This is a genomic window from Paenibacillus tyrphae (assembly GCF_000722545.1).
GTDB classification, from domain to species: domain Bacteria; phylum Bacillota; class Bacilli; order Paenibacillales; family NBRC-103111; genus Paenibacillus_G; species Paenibacillus_G tyrfis.
The window spans coordinates 1-19277 of record NZ_JNVM01000010.1 but is presented as its reverse complement, the minus strand read 5'-3'; the positions used below and the strand labels follow the sequence as shown (position 1 = coordinate 19277).

At 53.7% G+C, this 19277-nt stretch carries 14 protein-coding genes; 4 read left to right on the top strand and 10 right to left on the bottom strand.

Translation table 11 applies throughout. The features are described from left to right. Positions 1–3: 3 nt before the first annotated feature. The 5 genes from ET33_RS12235 to ET33_RS12220 all read right to left on the bottom strand — a co-directional run bounded on the left by ET33_RS12235 (position 4) and on the right by ET33_RS12220 (position 9283). Positions 4–828 carry a M55 family metallopeptidase gene (locus ET33_RS12235; protein ID WP_036681293.1) on the bottom strand — a complete coding sequence of 275 codons (825 nt, stop codon included), beginning with the start codon at positions 826–828 and terminating at the stop codon, positions 4–6. Positions 829–961: 133 nt separating this feature from the next. Further along, positions 962–1315: a DUF3870 domain-containing protein gene (locus tag ET33_RS12230; RefSeq protein ID WP_036681291.1), complete on the bottom strand. Its 354-nt coding sequence runs from the start codon at positions 1313–1315 to the stop codon at positions 962–964. Positions 1316–1698: 383 nt separating this feature from the next. Next, complete coding sequence (locus ET33_RS39215) at positions 1699–1872, bottom strand: hypothetical protein (protein WP_010492398.1); 174 nt, start codon at positions 1870–1872, stop codon at positions 1699–1701. A 56-nt stretch (positions 1873–1928) separates the two neighbouring features. Further along, positions 1929–2384, bottom strand: coding sequence for a DinB family protein (locus tag ET33_RS12225; RefSeq protein WP_036681289.1), 456 nt, complete (start codon positions 2382–2384; stop codon positions 1929–1931). Between the two features lie 83 nt (positions 2385–2467). Then, on the bottom strand, positions 2468–9283 hold the full coding sequence (locus tag ET33_RS12220; RefSeq protein WP_036681286.1) for a non-ribosomal peptide synthetase: 6816 nt from the start codon (positions 9281–9283) through the stop codon (positions 2468–2470). A 454-nt stretch (positions 9284–9737) separates the two neighbouring features. Between ET33_RS12220 and ET33_RS12215 the strand changes: the two genes are divergently transcribed. The 4 genes from ET33_RS12215 to ET33_RS39730 all read left to right on the top strand — a co-directional run bounded on the left by ET33_RS12215 (position 9738) and on the right by ET33_RS39730 (position 13809). Further along, positions 9738–10595 (top strand): formate/nitrite transporter family protein, encoded by an 858-nt coding sequence (locus tag ET33_RS12215; RefSeq protein WP_036681284.1) that lies wholly within the window; start codon positions 9738–9740, stop codon positions 10593–10595. A gap of 350 nt (positions 10596–10945) precedes the next feature. Continuing rightward, the gene (yhbH, locus tag ET33_RS12210; RefSeq protein ID WP_036681282.1) at positions 10946–12106 is read left to right on the top strand and encodes a sporulation protein YhbH; all 1161 of its coding nucleotides are present in this window, start codon (positions 10946–10948) and stop codon (positions 12104–12106) included. Then, a complete protein-coding gene (locus tag ET33_RS12205) occupies positions 12103–13533 on the top strand; it encodes a SpoVR family protein (protein WP_036681279.1) in 1431 nt (476 codons plus the stop codon). Before yhbH ends, ET33_RS12205 begins: the two co-directional genes overlap by 4 nt. 156 nt (positions 13534–13689) lie before the next feature. Next, positions 13690–13809 (top strand): putative holin-like toxin, encoded by a 120-nt coding sequence (locus ET33_RS39730; RefSeq protein ID WP_235206700.1) that lies wholly within the window; start codon positions 13690–13692, stop codon positions 13807–13809. 132 nt (positions 13810–13941) lie between these two features. Here the strand turns inward: ET33_RS39730 and ET33_RS12200 are convergent, their stop codons facing one another. The 5 genes from ET33_RS12200 to ET33_RS12180 form a co-directional block, all read right to left on the bottom strand. Further along, the gene (locus tag ET33_RS12200; protein WP_051775280.1) at positions 13942–14913 is read right to left on the bottom strand and encodes a DUF3829 domain-containing protein; all 972 of its coding nucleotides are present in this window, start codon (positions 14911–14913) and stop codon (positions 13942–13944) included. Between the two features lie 165 nt (positions 14914–15078). Continuing rightward, positions 15079–15693: an AmiS/UreI family transporter gene (locus tag ET33_RS12195; RefSeq protein ID WP_036681276.1), complete on the bottom strand. Its 615-nt coding sequence runs from the start codon at positions 15691–15693 to the stop codon at positions 15079–15081. Further along, complete coding sequence (locus tag ET33_RS12190; RefSeq protein WP_051775279.1) at positions 15690–16823, bottom strand: AAA family ATPase; 1134 nt, start codon at positions 16821–16823, stop codon at positions 15690–15692. Before ET33_RS12190 ends, ET33_RS12195 begins: the two co-directional genes overlap by 4 nt. 1 nt (position 16824) lies before the next feature. Beyond that, positions 16825–17871, bottom strand: a complete 1047-nt coding sequence (locus ET33_RS12185) for an aliphatic amidase (RefSeq protein ID WP_036681273.1) — start codon at positions 17869–17871, stop codon at positions 16825–16827. 292 nt (positions 17872–18163) lie between these two features. Continuing rightward, the gene (locus ET33_RS12180) at positions 18164–19147 is read right to left on the bottom strand and encodes a S41 family peptidase (protein ID WP_161783537.1); all 984 of its coding nucleotides are present in this window, start codon (positions 19145–19147) and stop codon (positions 18164–18166) included. Positions 19148–19277: the final 130 nt, after the last annotated feature.

Sequence of the window (19277 nt, the reverse complement as noted above, 5' to 3'; positions counted from 1 at the left end):
TTTTTAACAAAATGAAGTTCGCATGGCCAGTTCCGTCATGACCAGCATTGCTTGGTACGCCTCCAGAATGTTTTTGGCTTGAAAGGAAACGACCGGTGAGCCCTGCTCGATCGTCGTCCCCGGCATCAGATGCGCCCACTCCGCCTGCCCGTAATTGGCGAATTCGATTGACAGCACCGGACTTTCCGGAGGCGCCAAAGGCTTCACGCGGCCGCGGGCCTCAAGCGCTTCTCTCGTTTTGTCGCGCAGCAGTTGCCCGCTTTTCTCCGGCGTCAAACAGAGCGCCGCCGTCCGCGAGATGCGCCGCTTGACGATGGCCGTCGTCACCCCCGGGATCAACGCCTCCGCTTCCTCCGCCGTCTCGTCGTCTCCCGCCACGAGCAGCACTGGCACGCCGTAATGACCCGCGACGAACGCATTGAAGCCGAGCTCTCCAACCGCCGTATCGTTGATGTACATGTTCCGCACGCCGAAAATCATCGTGTGGCTGAGCACGCCCTTCCTTGCAGCCCGTGTATGATAGCCCAGAAAAGCGGCCCCGGCAAAGCTGGCGTCAAGCCCCTGCACCATCGAAAACGGCTTGACATCCCCCGAAATCAGCTGCGTCTCCGGATGAAGCTTCTCGATCAGCAGGTTGTTCATCTTGGAATGGCTGTCGTTGACTACGACTTCCCCGCATCCCTCTTGGAATGCCGTTTCAATGACATGATTGGCCTCTGCGGTCATAATGAGCCGGCCTCTTTCGTAGTTGTGCTTGCCGGAATCGACAAACGTAGCATCGACCAGTCCGGTAATGCCTTCCATATCAATCGAAATGTACAGTTTCATCGCTCAATCCTCCAATTCGATATGTAGATAAAAAAATCCAGCAAACGACAACCGGCAGCCGCAAGGCTTCCAAGCGTATCGTTTGCTGGATTTTATTTACGCGTATGTCGCCATACTAATAAACAAAGCAGCGTTATGCGGTCCCTGACGCACCGGAATCGCAATCCCGGCCGTTCAAGGCCAATTTGTATTTTTTTTGCGCATCCTTGAAGGCGACGATGATCGCTTTCTGCGACGAGCCGTGGTACCTTCGCTTAATTTCGTCGGCGACCGGCTCGAACGCCAGGATGCTCTGCCCGACGAATAAGGAGCGAACAAATTGCGAGGTTAGCGGAATGGTGGACGAGCAGCCCGCATCCACGATTTTGTGGTTGGTCGTATCCACGACAAGTCCGATGAAAAATGCGCTGTACTGCTGAGTAATCGGATTATTGAGAGATGTCTGCGCATCGCCGACCACGTAAACCGTGTCTTTATCGTAATCCATACTCGTCTCCCTTAATCGGCGTCCTTGGACCGGACGAACAGGGATGAGGGAAGGGAAGCTTCCCACGACCTGCTGCCTTCAGACGCACAATGCAAAATTATGTAACTTATTCTAACAACAAACTCACATCTTGTAAACATGAAATAAAATTATTTTGTATGCGCTTACGTTTTTGATCTCAAAGCTTATCTAAGGAACGCTTTGGAACAATTGTTAAACTTTCGTGAAAATTCTCATTGCCAATTCTATTATAATAAACTCCGCTGCGTCTGAATAGCTTTATTTCACAATTTTATCAATGATTTATCGATGATACGGCGATGATAGGGTGTAAAAGAACAAGCCGGCCATCCCATACGAATGACCGACTTTGGCTTCACACGCTACTCCAGACGGTAATCGTCGATCTTCTCCCCGTCTTCCCACACTTCGACGAACAGGGCGTCGCAATCCTCAAAATCGGACGGCTTGAACGAGAGAGCTTTCTCCTCGTCCTCGCCCACATACACATTTTCCATCCCGTCTTCATTGAACGAGAGGATGACATACAGTTTCATTCCAAAACCTCCAACAGCTAAGCCTATTTTATAGTGATGCCAAAATAAGCGGCCAATTAAACGTTGTTCTTCAAAATTTGACGGTTCAGATGGTATTCCATATGTTCCACGTAATCGTCAATGAGCCATTGCAAGCTTTTCGTTTCCTGATGGACGGTGACACATGGGAATGATAGCTTTTCCGCCGGTATTTTTTCAATGGCCTTCAAAATCCAGTTATTTAATCCGGACCATAAATTCAGAATCTCTTCCGCCGGAGTGTTCTGATAATCCTGCAATGCCACCCATTGGTCCTGATCATACGGGACGAGGACATACGGCTGCTTTTCGTATTGAATTTTAATAAATCTCGGAAGGTTATTGACAGCCGAATCGCATAAATGACCAAGCGCTTCTTTTGGCGACCACTTATCGGGCATGGGCCGCTCGGATACCTCCGCTTCGGACATCCGGCCGAACTGCTCCGGGACCGCATGCAGCAAATGCTTTAAACGTTCCGCTGCATTCTCCATCGTATTCCCTCCCTTATCTTTAAGGAATGATAGCCTTTCTACATACTATTTCTCCGTTCGTCCGGACTCTCCCTTTTTCTAACTTAAATAAATCCGACTTCCCGGCAGTATCGCAGCATATCGTCCATCTGCTTATCGCTGATCGCCCGCCATTCGAAGCCGAGCTTCTTCAGCAGCAGGACGGTTTTCTCCGAAGCGAGCGTAAACCGGGTCTGCTCCTGCTGCTCCAGCCAGCCGTAATGAAGCATCAGGCTCTCAATCTCCTCCCGGCAAAAGCCTTCTTCGTACCTGCTTTTCATGTAATCGATGAACTCGTCGAGCGTCCCTGACGCCATTTTCCCTCCCGGACGGCCATCCGCCAATACACGGTGCATACTCTCGTAGTGCGGGTTGTACAAATGGAAGATTTGGTCCCGCAGTGCAGCGGGCTTCATCAGTAGAACGATCGCTTGGCTGACCCGATCGACGCAGGAAAAATCGATATCGGCCTCCAGTTGGGGCACCATGCCGAGTCGGACAAACGACTTGAGCGTAGCGTAAAAGGCGTTTTCCTCGATGTTTTGCTGGAACTTGCCCGTATCCGATTGAAAGACAAGGTTCCCTATCCGGTAAATGCTTGTGCGGAGCCCTTGGGCCCGCGCCTGAACGACCCGCTTCTCCGCTTCGAACTTGGATTTGGCGTAATAGTTCTCATACTGCTGCCCCCAATCCAAATCGTACTCGGTAAAATAAGCCGCAGCCTGTCCCGGAATATGTCCGGTCGCGACGCCCAGGGTGGAAATATGATGCACGTCTTTGGCCCGATGCGTACCGGCAAACGCCAGCAGCCGCTCGGTTGAAGCAATGTTATGGCTTTCGAAGTGCGAGTAGCTGCCGTAGTGCTTCACAGTCGCCGCCGAATGCACGATGCAGTCGACGGTGCTCGCAAGCTCCAGATACGCTTCCTCTGCGAGCCCCAAGCTTTCCTGCGACAGATCTCCTCGGTAAATCCGAATACGGCCGTCAAGCTGCGCTTCCACGGCATCGCCTGCGAAATAAAAAGCCAGCTTCGCAAGCAGTCGTTCCCGCGCTTCCGCCTCCGTCGCCGCACGCACAAGAACGTGAACCGTAGCAGCAGTTCTGCTTAAAAGCTCCCGCAGCAAATGGATGCCCAAATACCCGGTGGCTCCCGTCAGCAAAATGTCGCTGTACCCGCTGTCCCGCGTCAGGTCGAGCCGGGCGTACCGTTCGTTTCTCGTCCGGTATGCGGCGATTTCCTCATCGAATCGTTCCGTCGGCTCGCCACGGCGGGCTGTCTTCAGCTGCTCCAGCTTGGCGGCCAAGTAGTTTGTCTTCGGCTTTACCTTGGCGGACAAAGTCGCAATCGTCTGGTGCTCGAAGACATCGTTGACCCCGATGTCCAAGTCCTGCTGGAGCCTTGCGGTCATCGCAGCCGCCTTCAGCGAATGTCCGCCGAGCTCGAAGAAATTGTCGTGAATGCCGATGCCGCTAACGTTCAGCAGCTGCTCCCATACGGCCGCGATCTTCCTTTCGATGTCCGTACGCGGGGCGACGCGGTCGCGCTTGGCCGCCGTACGCTCGCCCGGATCGGGCTCGGGCAGCGCCCTGCGGTCGATTTTGCCGTTGGGCGTGAGCGGCATGCTTTTTAACGGGACGAAATACGAAGGCAGCATATACTCCGGCAGCGCCTTGGACAAGTGTTCCCTGACGGCCATAACCGGGAGCTCTTCCGTAACGGCGAAGTAAGCGCACAACTCCTTGCCGCCGCTGCCGTCCTCCCGGGCGACCACGACCGCTTCCCGGATCGAAGGATGGCTAAGCAGCGCGTTTTCAATCTCTCCGAGCTCGATCCGAAACCCCCGGATTTTCACCTGATGGTCCAGGCGGCCCAAAAATTCCAGCGTGCCCTCCGGCGTCCAGCGCGCGAGGTCGCCTGTCTTGTACATGCGTCCCTCCCCGGCGAACGGGTCGGGCACGAATTTCTCCGCCGTCAGGCGCTCGTCGTTGAAATACCCTCTGCCGACGCCATCCCCCGCGATGTACAGCTCTCCCGGCACGCCGGAAGGCTGAACCTGTAACCGGTCGTTCAACAGGTAGATGCGCGTGTTCGCAATCGGCCTTCCGATCGGCGGAAGCTCCGGGATCGGGCTGTTCGGGTCGATCGTATAAGCCGTCGCAACATGGGTCTCCGACGGGCCGTAATGATTGTGTAGAAACACTTGATGTCGTCGCAGATGCTCCTTGAATTTGTCCGGGACGGCCAACGGCTCTCCAGCCGTTATAATATGGCGCACCGACGCCGGAAGCTTGTCCGCGTACGCGCTCTCGTTCAGGATGAGCTTCAAGTACGAGACGGGCATGAACAAGACGTGAATCTGGCGTTCTTCGATGAGCCGCAGCAGCTTGTCCGGGCTTCGCCGGGTTTCGTTCGTCACGAGATGCAAGGTGCCCCCTGCCAGCAGAGCGGACCATATCTCCTGCGAGCTTACGTCGAAGCTGAGCGTCGTAAATTGCAGCACGCTGCCACTGTAATCAACGTTCGTATGCCGAAACTGATGGTGAAGCAGATTGACCATATTGCGGTGCTCGATCATGACGCCCTTCGGCTTGCCGGTCGTTCCCGACGTATAAATCACGTACAGCAAATGGCTCGCACGGCTGCGAGGAGGAGGATTATCTGTCGCTTCCTCGTAGGCGGCATCCGTATCCAGGCACAGCTTCATGCCGTCAAACTCGACCCGGTCCGCCAAGTGCATCTGTGTCAGCAAGAGACGGGCCCGGCTGTTGTCCAGCATATATTTTATACGGTCGGCGGGATAATCCGGATCGATCGGAAGGTAAGCCCCTCCCGCCTTCAAAATGCCAAGCAGACCGACAATCATGTCCGGAGACCGCTCGGTCATCAGGCCGACAAGCTGCTCCGGCTGCACGCCGTGGCGAATCAAGGCAGCCGCCAGCCGGTTCGCCCGGTCGTTCAACTGCCGGTAAGTGAGCGCTTCGTCCCCGAATACGACAGCCGGCCGGTCCGGCGTCTGCCGCACTTGCTCCTCAAACCATCCGTGAATCGTCAATTCGCGGTCGTATGCGGATTCGGTTTGATTCCGCCCCTCCACCTGCTCCTTGAGTTCCGCTTCCGAAAGCAATCGCAGCTCGGACAGCCGCTTTTCCTCCGAAGCCAACGCATCTTCCAAAATCTGAACATACTGGCTCGCCAGCCGCTCGACCGTATCCCGCACGAACAGATCGGTGCAGTATTGGAAATCGATCCGGAGCGTCTCTTCCGTTTCCGTCGCATCAAGCATAAGATCGTACTTGGAGATCGGGTCCACGTACCGCTGAACGGTGATTCGGCTCCCTTCGATCGACGGCGTCGTCGTGCGGCCCGTATTTTGCATGACGAACATCGTATCAAACAGCGGGCTGTGCCCCGGCACTCGGGGAATGCGCAGCGACTGCACCTGCCGCTCCAGATCGTAGTCCTGATGCTCGAAGGCGGTTAGCAGGATCGACTTCAGCTCCTGCAAATATTCGGCGAACGTCATCATTCGCTCCGGGAAGCTACGGATCGGCATCGTGTTGACGAACATGCCGATCAACGATTGCAAGTCGGCTTGCGGGCGGCTGGCGACGGGAACACCGACGATGATGTCCTCCTGGCCGGAATACCGGGCAAGCAGCACCTTGTAAGCGGCAAGCAGGATCATGTACATAGTGGTGTCCGTCCGAAGAGCAAACTGCTTCAAGCGTTCGGTCAAACCGGTATCCAGCCGAAGCAGGTAAGTGTCGCCCCGGAAGCTTTGGAAGATCGGTCTTTCCTTGTCGGTCGGCAGCTGCAGGACTGGGAGCTCCCCGGACAAGGCCGCCATCCAATACTCGCGCTGCTCCGCCTCCTCCTCCGATTTGCGGCCGTTCAGCCAGAAGGCGTAATCTTTGAATTGGATCTCCGGGCGAGGCAGCTCCTCCCCCCGGTATAATCGGCTCCATTCCTCGAAAAACACATGCATCGAGACGCCGTCCACAATAATATGGTGGAAATCCAGCATCAGATAATGAAGCCCCTCGGAGCAGCTAATAAGCCCGGCCCGGAATAACGGCGCCTTCCCGAGGTCGAAGGGAACGACGAACGCGGACATCAGCCGCTCCGTTTCTTCTTCCGCCGCCGCATGAAAATGCATTTGAAACGCCACGCGGGGCCAAACGGTCTGCGCGAGCTCCCCGTCCACCCATGCAAAAGCCGTACGGAGCGGTTCGTGCCGCTCGATCATACGCTCGAAAGCCCGCTCCATCCGCCGCCGATCGATGCTCCCTTCGATCTTGAACAACAGCGGAATGTTATAGGCCGTCCCGGCCTGCTCCATCTGCCCGATGAAGAAGAGCCGCCTTTGCGCCGGATGAAGGGGATAATGCTCCCGCTCGGGCGCCTTTTCAATCGCCTGACCGCCTCCGGTCGGTTTACCCGCTTGACCGATCCGCTCCGCTTGCTTACGGATGGTCGCATGCTCGAACAACTCCGCAATCGACAGCCGGACACCGAAGGACCGTTCAATCTGTCCGCGCAGGACGGCGACATGCAGCGAATGGCCTCCGGCGTCGAAGAAGCGGTCATGAACGCTGACCGTCCGCAAGCCGAGCAGTTCCTTCCACAGCTCCACCAGTCCCCGTTCCGTCTCGCCGGCCGGAGGCGCGTAAGAAGCCGACTCCGCCTCTCGCTCGGGTTCGGGCAGCGCACGCCGGTCGACCTTACCATTCGCATTCACAGGCAGCCTCGGAAGCATGACGAACCAGGACGGAACCATGTAATCCGGCAGCTGCTCCGCCAGAAACGACGACAGCTCACTGCGGGCGAGAGGCTCTTCGGATACGACATAGGCGCATAGGTACGCACGGCCGGCATCGTCTTCGCGCGCGATCACGATACAATCGAGCACCCGGTCGTGCAGCCGGAGCCGATGCTCGATTTCGCCCATTTCGACCCGGAAACCGCGTATTTTCACCTGATGATCGAGGCGTCCCACGTATTCGACGGACCCGTCGGGCAGCCACCGGGCCAAGTCCCCCGTCCGGTACAGCCGCTCTCCCTCGCAGAACGGATGGGCGACGAATTTCTCCTCCGTCAGCTGCGGTCGGTTCAAATATCCTCGGGCCAGACCGATGCCGGAAATGCATAACTCCCCGGGAACCCCAACTGGCTGAGGCTGGCCGCAGGCATCCAAAATATACAGCCGAACATTGTTCAGCGGCTTCCCGATCGGAATGTTATCCGAGTGCGCCGTAACTAGCTGCGTCGTGGTGAAAACCGTATTTTCGGTAGGCCCGTATACGTTGTAAATGAGATAGCTTTGCGGGTGGAATGTCTTCAGCTTCTCTCCGCCCGTCATCAGCACACGGAGCGAGCGATTGGGAAGCTCCATAAACTGCTCGCCAAGTTGGGTCGGCAAGAAGCTGACGGTAATGCCATGTCGGTTGAAATACTCGTTCAGCTCTGCAGCATCCAGCCGGATGTGCTCGGGAATGACATGAACCGCCGCCCCGGAAATAAGATAAGGAAAAATCTCCAAAATCGAGGCGTCGAACCCGACACTGCAATATTTGCTGCTGACGTCCTCCATCGTGACCTGAAAATGCGAGCAATGCCATTCGCAAAAATTGACCAGCGACCGGTGCTCGATCAGCGTGCCCTTCGGCTGCCCGGTGGAGCCGGACGTATAGATGACATAAGCCAAGTCGGACGATTCCGCAAGCTCCGGCAAAGGGGACGAATCCCCGTCATGCATCCACAGGTCCGCGAGATCGACAGTCTGTCCATTAAAGGCAAATGGAAGCTCCGACTGCCCCTCCGTGAGCAGCATCCTCGCTCCGCTATCCTCCAAAATGTAGCGTATGCGGTCCGGCGGATAATTCGGATCGATCGGCACATACGCCGCGCCCGCTTTCAGCACCGCCAGAATACCGGCGAACATCGACAGCGTGGGGTGGGTCATGACGGCCACAAGGGTATTGGCGCGTATACCGCATTCCATTAGCATTCTGGCCATCCGGTTCGATTGTTCGTCAAGCTGCCGGTAAGTCAAGCAGTCGGTCCCGTTGACGATCGCGGGGCGATCCGGCGTACGCCGCGCCTGCTCCGCGAACAGCCGATGTATGGTCGTATCCGAAGAAAAAGGCGCATCCGTTTGATTGAACCCAACCAGCAGCTGCTCTCTCTCGTCTTGGCTCAGCAAAGCGATGCGGCCGACAGGCGTATGGGGAGATTCGACCCAGGTCATGACGATATTTTCCAAATGCCCCAGCAGCCTACGGATCGTCGGCGTCTGAAAGGCGCCAGGCTTGTACTCCGCGCGGACTTCGAGAACGTCCGAAAGCACGAAGCGGATCATGAGGTCACACCCCGGAATGACGGGCCACGCCCGGACGGCGCCGGGAGCTTCCACGGCTGCGGCCGTATTGAAAGGAAGCTGCGGCGAGGCGGACCTACTCAGATCGCGAAGCTCGCTGCTTGTAAGCGCGTAAGCCTTGCCTTGGGCCAGCGTATCCTCCGCCCGGGAGATCAGCGATTCGAGCGGCAGCGAAGCCGCGCCTGCAATTCGGGCGAGGATGATCCGCTCCTCCTCGGGCGCGACCGCTGCAAACCGCACCTCTTCGGTACGCAAATAGCGCTGCAGCAATACGGCCCACGCCGTATAAAGCACCGTGCTTACTTGAACCCTGCGCATGCCGCAAAGCTGGCGCAAGCGATCGGACGGCGCATTTTCGAACGTGTGATTAAGTGTCCGATACGCATCCGGGTCGCCCGCCGGACCGTGATCCAAACGGAGAACGGTTGCTTCCTCCGCGTCCTGCATCTCCGTTATCCAGCGGTCAACAACGCTGATCGTCCCTTCATCCAATTTCTGTGACATCCTCTTTCTACCTCCCGAATTCAATTGGTTATGAAGACAAAAAGCAACCCGTTCCAAATCCGAAACGAGTTGCTGTTCAAAACGAAGGCGTTCCCTGCAACCGTCAGGCCCGTGCGTTGACGCATACGGCCCCTCCATGGCTCCCCCTGCAATGAAGTGACGGAGCCCTTTTTATTCAATTCGTTGAACTATCGATTCATGTCGAATCGTTAAATAATATTGCGTATGCAGTTATATTTTACCATATTTCGTCGAATTTCCAAATACTTTTTAAGGGTTCATCCGTTATTTCCGGAACCGCGCTGTCTGTGCAGACCATCCAACGCGAATGTGATAAATACCACTTTCGTTCCCCTTTTTTTGCGGTAAAATAAGACGACAGTAGAAACTGGGCGTTAGCACATCATTGATTGTGAATATTTTCACAAATAGAATGGAAAGGTCGTGTCACGACATGTCGTATCGCAAACCGGAAGAAATTGCGCATATTACCGCAGCCATGGGCGAGAAGAAAGCGAATATGCATCCGCTGCAAGCTTGTACGCTGGGCTTTTTGGCAGGGGCTTTTATCGCCCTGGGCTTTCTTCTATATCTGAGAGTAGCTGCGAGCGTTCCTGCGGCTTGGAGTGGGCTTGGCTCCTTTCTGGGCGCGGCGTTGTTCCCCATTGGCCTGATCCTCACCATTATTGCCGGGGGCGAGCTGTTGACCGGAAATATGATGGCGGTGCCGCTCGCACGGCTCCAAGGTAAAATAACGACGAAGCAGCTCACCGTCAATTGGCTGCTGATTACGCTGTCCAACTTTGCCGGGGCGCTCTTTGTCGCCTACCTGTTCGGTCACGTTGTCGGCTTGACGGAAGCGGAGCCGTACTTGTCCAAACTGGTCAAGGTGGCGGGCGCCAAGCTTGACGAGAGCTTCCTGCAAGCCTTTATTTCGGGGATCGGCTGCAACTGGCTCGTCGCCTTGGCCGTCTGGCTCGCTTACGGCGCAGACGACGTCGGAGGCAAAATGCTCGGCATCTGGTTCCCGACGATGACCTTCGTCGCCGTCGGCTTCCAACACGTCGTCGCAAACATGTTCCTGATTCCTGCCGCAATCTTTGCGGGGCACTATACCTGGTGGGAATACTTGGGCAACTTTGTCCCCGTCTTTCTCGGCAATGCCGTCGGAGGCAGCGTCTTCGTCGCCACCGCCTATTGGATAGCGTATCTGAGAAGCAAAGAAAAAGCGGAGCTCAACCGAGAAGCGGCTCTTCCACAGCCGATGCCGCAACCGACAAGCGAACGAGCGATGGCGGAAGGCAAAGCCTGAAGGAAGCGGGCAGGAGCGGGTCAGGCCGTAAATAAGCAAAAACAAATAAATGCCTTTCGCGACGCGCGCCTCTCCCGGTGCGCGTTGCGGCGCTTTATGACTCTCCAACCCCCTCCGCCTTCCTAAAAAATCCGCTCCTAACCCGCTCACATATCCCTCCGGCACTTGAATATATTTAGTAACAAGCACTTTTTTCCAAGTACTTGTCAGGTTTAGTTAACATGCTGCTTTACACGCTTATCGTCCATCCGGTCCCCAACACCGTTTAAGCTTTCGACGCCGGCTCAGCCGCTTTTTGACCGTGCTATCGAAGCCAGCTTTGATCCAAAAGCTTTCAGGAGGTGTTCCGCATGACAGAGCCTTTATTTACCGTATCCCGCGAGGATTGGTCCCTGCACCGCAAAGGATATCAGGATCAGACCCGCCATCAGCAGAAAGTCCGGGAAGCGATTAAACAAAATCTGCCTGATCTGGTGACGGACGAAAGCATCATCATGTCGGACGGCAAGCAAATCGTCAAAGTGCCCATCCGCAGTCTGGATGAGTACCGTTTCCGCTATAACTACAACAAGAGCAAGCATGTGGGGCAAGGCGACGGGGATAGCCAGGTCGGGGACGTGCTCGGGGTAGACCCGAAGCCCGCTTCCGGTCCGGGCAAGGGCGAGGGCGCCGGCAATCAGCCGGGAGACGACTATTATGATGCCGAGGTGCAGATGGAGGAGCTGCAGTCCATGCTCTTCGAGGAGCTGGAGCTGCCGAACCTGCAGCAAAAGGAAAAGCACAATGTCTCAACCAAAGAAATCGTTTTCAACGACATCCGTAAAAAAGGAATCATGTCCAACATCGACAAGAAGCGGACGATTCTCGAAAATCTGAAACGGAACGCCACCTCGGGGGCTCCCGGCATTCATCATATCAGCCCGGACGATCTGCGCTACAAGACGTGGGACGAAATCGTCACCCCTCACTCGAACGCGCTGGTGCTCGCCATGATGGACACGTCCGGCAGTATGGGGTCCTTCGAAAAATATATCGCGCGCAGCTTCTTCTTCTGGATGACGCGATTCCTGCGGACGAAATACGAGCAGGTGGAAATCATTTTCATCGCCCACCATACCGAGGCCAAGCAAGTAACGGAAGAGGAATTTTTCACCAAGGGCGAAAGCGGCGGCACGATCTGCTCTTCGGCCTATCAACTTGCGGTCGACTTGATCGACCGGAGCTACCCGCCGTCCCGCTTCAATATATATCCGTTTCATTTTTCCGACGGCGATAACCTGACATCGGACAACGAGCGGTGTGTGCGGCTGATCGGCGAGTTAATCAAGCGGGCGAACCTGTTCGGATACGGCGAAGTAAATCAATATAACCGCAGCAGCACGTTGATGTCCGCCTACCGGAACATTCACGATCCGAAATTCGTGCACTACGTCATTCGTGAGAAAGGCGAAGTGTACAAGGCGCTCAAAACCTTTTTCCCGAAGGGCGCGGAGGGGAGGATCGCCCAGTGAATGCGGATGACATCAAGCAGTTGGAATACGCCATCGCGGAAATAACCGAGGTCGCCCGCGGCTTTGGTCTCGACTTTTACCCGATGCGCTATGAGATATGCCCTTCCGATATTATCTACACCTTCGGCGCTTACGGGATGCCGACCCGTTTCAGTCACTGGAGCTTCGGGAAAACGTTTCATAAGATGAAAATGCAGTATGATTTTGGACTGAGCAAAATTTATGAGCTTGTCATCAACTCCGACCCGTGCTACGCTTTCCTGCTCGACGGCAATTCGCTCATCCAGAACAAGCTGATCGTGGCGCACGTGCTGGCACACTGCGACTTTTTCAAAAATAACGTCCGCTTCTCCAAGACGAACCGCAACATGGTCGAGAGCATGTCCGCCACGGCCGAGCGCATCCGCCAGTACGAGATCGAATACGGAACGGACGAGGTGGAACAGTTTATCGATGCCGTGCTCGCCATTCAAGAGCATATCGATCCGCTGATCACGAAGCCGTACCGCGGACGCGGCACCGGCCGGGAAGATGCGGCGGACGGCCAGAAAAAGCCTGCGGAGCGCAAGTTCGGCTACGAGGATTTGTGGGATTTGGATGAGAAGCCTGCGGCCAAGACTGCTAACACCAAAGAAGCCCCGGCGAAGTTTCCGGCCGAGCCGGAGAAGGATCTGATGCTGTTTATCGAAGAGCATGCCCCCTACCTGAAGGATTGGCAGCGCGACATCATGACGATGCTGCGGGACGAAATGCTGTATTTCTGGCCGCAGATGGAGACGAAAATTATGAACGAAGGCTGGGCCTCCTACTGGCATCAGCGCATTATGCGGGAGCTTGATCTGACCGACTCCGAGACGATCGAATACTCCAAGCTGAACTCCTCCGTTGTCGTCCCTTCCCGCCATACGCTCAATCCGTATTATCTGGGACTGAAAATTTTCGAGGACATCGAGAAGCGCTGGGATAAGCCCTCGCAGGAGGACCGCGACCGGTTCGGCTATAAAGGCAGCGAAGGCCGGCAAAAAATATTCGAGGTGCGCGAATTCGACTCCGATCTATCGTTCATCCGCAACTATATGACCAAGAAGCTGTGCGACGAGCTCGATTTGTACATTTTCGAGAAAAAAGGGCCGGAGTGGAAAATTACCGACAAGTCTTGGGAACATATCCGCGACCAGCTCGTGTATTCCCGGGTGAACGGCGGCTTCCCTTATATCGTGGTCGAGAATGGAGATTTCGAGAAGAACGGCGAGCTGTATTTGAAGCATATGTACGAAGGCATCGAGCTCGATTTGAAGTATGTGGAACGGACTCTCCCGTATATTCACCGGCTGTGGGGGAAGACGGTGCATCTGGAATCGGTCATCGAAACGAAGCCGGTGCTGTTCACCTTCGACGGGAAGAAGCAGAATAGGAAGTTTTTGTAATAAGGGACGGAGGCCGCGGCGGCAAATGCTGTTGCGGCTTCTGTTTGTTGAGCCGAGCAGAGATAGTAGATTGCCGGAGAATAAATGATGTACCCTATTTCCTGTACACTAGAACGGCTTGCAAGGGCGGTCGGCTAGCCTCTCGGAAGGGAGGTGATGCCTGCGGAGGTTAAAGACGCTCTGACGCTCATGATCGGCTTCGGTTCGCTTCTTATTGCGCTGCTGACGCTGGTTGTGACCATTGTCATCGTACTTACCCAAAACAAAAAGAAATAGACCGCCCACTTTGGTAAGGTAACGGTCTATTTCCCTGATTCACTTTACTTTGAAGCCGCGCGGCTCCTTATTTATTCTTATGATGCAACTTCTTTTTCATACCTGCAAGCCGTCCCCCGCTCATTTACGACATTAAAAAATATGTTCGTACTCCGAGGCAACGCTGCCAACCTTACTGCTGAATTTCTCGGGAGTACCGCTGGGATACTTGTAGTCGTTTGGTGAAGAGACTTCCTCTACTTTTTCCTGCTTGTTCACCCGCTCAATCAATTCCGAGGCGGCAGCCTTAACCTCCTTGGCCGCATTTACGTATTTTTCATATTTATATTTATCTATACTATTTTTGTCGACCATGACCTGATACTGCTGAGTGACAATCTTGAGATCTTCCACAAGCATGTCGTATTTCGGTTTGAAAGCATTCATATCCAAATCCAGCACGTTGTCAGCCGTAGTGCCCTGACGCGACAACTCCGCGGACAGCGCTTCGGCATCGACCACTAGTTTTAAGGTACTGTACCGGAAATCCTTCTTGTCGCTCGTATAGTTTTCCAGATGCGCTTTTCTGAGTTCGGCCCCCAAATTTCTCATCGCTGTGGAAAATTCTTCTCTCATTGGGTAAAACGCCGCCCACGCCTGTCTTATTCTCGTATGCAGTTCTTTGCCCTTAGCGAAATTATCGTCGACGTAGTTTTTCATCTCGTAGTAATCGTATGCTTCAGCCAACGCGGCCTTCAACTCATTGATCACCGGCTTCATTCGGATCACGATCGGATCAACGGTTGGAAAGACCGGTTTTTTGTCGACATAGCTTAAACTCTTGTCAAGAATCTCAGTCTTATTCGTTCGAGTTCCTTTGTACGTTGAGAACGAGCGCATCTTGTAGTCGAAATCCTTTGGGGTCACCGGCTGCTCGCCGTCACCCAGATTTTCGAAGTAATCGGACAGCACTTTTTCTATCAAATGCGAGTCGATGTAATTCTTCATTTCCCAATAAGCCCTTTCCTTTTCCGGCTCTGTTGCCGCAATCGGTCTCGGTCCGCCGCAAGCGGTGATCAAGGCACTTAATAAAACGAGTGTAAGAAATAACCTGACTTTGTTCAATTTTTCCTAAGCCTCCAAGCTATTAGTAACCTGACACATCCTATGGAAAGGATTCAGCTTGTATATCGGCTCAGCAACTAGAAATCTTTAGAGCAAATGCCAATAAAGTGTTAAAAAAAAGAAGCCCCGGCAGCAATACACCGCGGCTTCATGCTTCAAACTAGCTTACGACGACACCCCCACCCCGCGCGGCGCTTTCCGCCGGGTCAGCGCATACGCAGCCCCATAGCCAACCACGGCAAGGCCCGCCGCCGCTTCCGTGACGCCAACCCCGATCCACTCCCACTCGCCGATGAGGATAAGAAAAGCAGGAATCGTCGCCGTCACCCACGCTTGAATAAGCGTCACCCATCCGACAAATACGCTAATATTGCGCTTGAGCGCCAGCAGAACAAAAAACAAGGTCCACAGGAACGACCACATAAGCCAGATGATGCCGAACTTTTCATCGTGAAAGTGAAGGAAATTGATGGCCGCATAGCCTACGGCAAGAACGGCGACCCATAACGAGTACCAGCCGATACCGCTCGAATCCAAGCCTTGCAGGTTAGTAATGCCAACATATAAATAGGTGAGGCCGAACAGAAATATCCCGGACGCCTGAAATATCGTCCATGCGTCTCCCCCCGAAGTAAAGATCATATAAAACGGGGTGATCACCTGCATGGCGCCGATAAACAGGTTGAACACGCCCGCGCTCTTGCCGTCTATGCGGCCGAGCAGCATCAAGCCGTTCAGAAACAGTACCGCGCCCACATAAAGCAGACCAACGGCGCTCATCTTGTCACCTCCTTGGCTTCGTACACCAGCCGCTCGGCGTCCTCGTACCACGCCAGCCCTTTCCGTTTCCCCCGTACGTAATATGTCACGAACGGTTCATCCTGCCGCCGGTTTCCGAGCAACTGGGCCAGCGGGATTTCGACGCAGGTTCTGACGGCTCTTTTCAGGGAGCGCGCGCCATACTTCTTGTCGAACCCCAGAGAGGCGACGAGCTCCTTGGCGGACGGATCGAGCAGCACCATGCAGCGGTGCTTCAGAACCCGGCGGTTGAGCGAATCGAGCAGCGAATCCAGAATCGGTCCGAGCCCGTCGCGCCGGAGCCAGTTAAATACATAGATATCGTCGATGCGGTTGATAAATTCCGGCGAAAACCGGCGCTCTGTCTTTTTTTGCACGATGGTCCGCAGAAGCTCCTGTTCGGAAGCCCCCCAATGCCGGGGCTGCGCATACCATCCAAGTTTTTTCCAGAAATCCTTCAAGCTCCCGTCGGCAAATTCCGTAATGTCCTGCGCCCCCAGATTGCTGGTCATAAAAATAATGCTGTTGCGGAAATTGATCGTTTTCTCCCCTGACGACAAGACCATCATCCCGTTGTCCAGCACGCCCAGCAGCGAATAGATCACTTGATCGTTCGCCTTCTCCAGCTCATCAAACAGCACGATGCCGGGTTTGCCATAAGAGCCCTCGATGCGCTGCGTATCGAACAGCGAGGTGCCTTCCTTGCTGCCTACGTAGCCGGGAGGCGCTCCATTCAAGGCGGCGGCATAATGCTCCTGGGCCAGCGTGTTCATATCGATCCGGCAAAACGCTTCGGCGCTGCCGTGAATCGCTTCCGCCAACGCTCTCACCGTTTCGGTCTTCCCTACTCCCGTCGGTCCCAAAAACAACGCCACGTACAAAGGCCGGGTCGGCTCCGAAATGTCGGACCAGACGACCCTCAGCATCTCCTCCAAGCGCCCGACGGCTTCGTCCTGTCCGAAAATTTTCGATCGGACCTGCTGCATGACGCGATCGACGTCAAAACGAAACCGGGTCACGGCCCGGGGAGAAGAAGAACGGTTCTCTTCTTCTCCGGCTGCCTGTTCTTGGCGCTGATGGATCGTTTTCAGCTTCTCGGCGATGAACGACATGTCAGCCTCCGGCAGCCTTTTGCTTGCCCTCGTGAGGAATTCCCGCGATTGGGCATTCGGCGGTTCCGACGGTCGACCGGGTGATCTTCTCTACGTTTTCCCTCGCCTTCTCGGCATCCAGCACCCAGGTTCGGTAAAAGTCGAACGGACATTCCGCAATTCCTTTGTCGCCGTCCCCGGAATGAATGAGTCCCGTGTAGCCGCGATGGAGCAGCTTGAACAAATGGTTCTGGGATTGGGCGTTTTTGCGGAAATCGCGGATTAACGAAACCGACAGCTCGGCGTACTGGATGCCGTTTTCCTCCGTGCCGCATTCCCCGAGCGTACGTCCGTCGAAGCCGATGATCGAGGAGTGGCCGAAATAAGAGTAAACGCCGTCGAAGCCGGTCGCATTGGCCACAGCCACATACGTATTGTTGGACCAAGCCATCGCCTTCGCCATGATAATTTGTTGGTCCTTCGACGGGTACATATAGCCTTGGCAGCGTACGATCAGCTCGGCTCCTTTCATTGCACAGTCGCGCCATATTTCGGGATAGTTGCCGTCGTCGCAGACGATAAGGCTGATTTTGAGCCCCTTGGGCCCTTCCGCTACATACGTGCAGTCGCCGGGATACCAGCCTTCGATCGGACACCACGGGATGATTTTTCTGTATTTCTGAACGATGTCCCCTTTGTTGTTCATGAGGATCAAAGTATTGTACGGAGCTTTGTTCGGATGAGCCTCGTGCCGTTCCCCGGTCAAGGAGAACACGCCCCACGTATTGGCCTTTCGGCAAGCCTCGGCGAAGATGGCGGTTTCTTCTCCGGGAATGGAGGAAGCAGTTTCATACATTTCCTGCTCGTCGTACATAATGCCGTGGGTGCTGTACTCCGGAAAAACAACGAGATCCATGCCCGGCAAGCCCTGCTTCATCCCAACGATCATATCGGCGATCCTGCGGCAGTTATCCAGAACCTCCGCCCGGGTATGCAGGCGCGGCATCTTATAGTTCACCACCGCCACCCCTACGGTATCTTGACTGCTGGAAATGTCTCCATGTCTCATCGAAAACCCCTCCTTGGTGTGTTTTACATCAGCCGGAAGGGGTTCATCTCGCCATCCGGCCGACTTGACCAAGATTAAAGCAAAATCCGTGCCAACGAAATTTTCCGCCAAACAAAAGAAACCGCTTACATAAAAACGCCGCCGTTTGTCTCAATTTGAGACAATCACAGCCCACGTTCCTGTGAGAAAAGCGTCAAACCCCTCCCCAGACCTGTGACTGTCGCAAAATGATACACTGTCTTATTTTTACACGCGGCCGTAAATTTTTTTAAGAGCAAATTAATTAAAACCTCTAATAGGTTGAGAGAATATATTGCATTGCATTATCAGTCCCATGAAGTAGATCTTCAATGTCCAAGGCTAGAGGTATATCAGGATACAAAGAAGTCATGTTCTCATTTCCGATAAAATGAAGCTTTCTTGTTGGGTATGAAATCATGAGTTTAGTATTTGGCAGAACAAAAGAAGCCACGTTACCAAAAGAATCTGGCTTTCCACCAGTTGGTTCCCCCACCAGAATTCCATTCAGTTTATTTTTTAGAGAGATGGCTGTACTCACCCCAGCGGAAAATGTGCCATTATTGATAATTACATATACTTTGAACTGGCTGCTTTGATTAAATCGCAATTCTTCAATAAGTGGCTCTAGCAGGTCAGATCTCCCGCCTTCATTAAATCGAAGATCGAAAACAACCTTTCTAACTTCGCGCTTCTTTAAATCATCCATAATCATATCCGTAATATTGGCAATACTCTTTCCCTTCATTTCCAAGCATCGATTATACTTAAAATATAAAGTATGATTTTTTGATAGATATTCATACCAATAGTTTTCACTTTGATTTCGCAAAAACAAAGGAACTTCTTCGCCAACTTTACTGAAAAAAACAGTATCTTCGACTTCCGTCCCAGAACTAATTCGAATTTCTTGTACTCCTCCTTGACTATTCTGGAACATAAAACGATTCTCGCGATTATCTTGATTAAGGCCAAGTCCGTACATAAGATTAAGATTCTTCAGATATTTAGGGAACTGATATGAAACCCAGTATTCATTTTCATGTGGAATGATTTCGCGATACCTTTCCATAACTGATGCGATAGGATAACCGTTAATTTCTATTAACCTTTGACCAATTAAAAATCGAAATTCAGGAGTTGAGCTAATAACAAATATTCCACTAGAAAAATTGAACAACGAAAAGGGGAGCATCGAAGTCGATGTCGTTTGCTGTACTGTTGTATGAGAATCTCCAACTAAAGCCACGAGTTCCATAAATTTAACCATTACCTGAGATGCAGTCAAATTCGGAATTTGTGTTCTGACTTCCTCAACTTTGACATAGAATTGTTCTTTAGGAATTTTGAAAAATGCATTTGCATGTCTATATAAGTTGAACTAATGA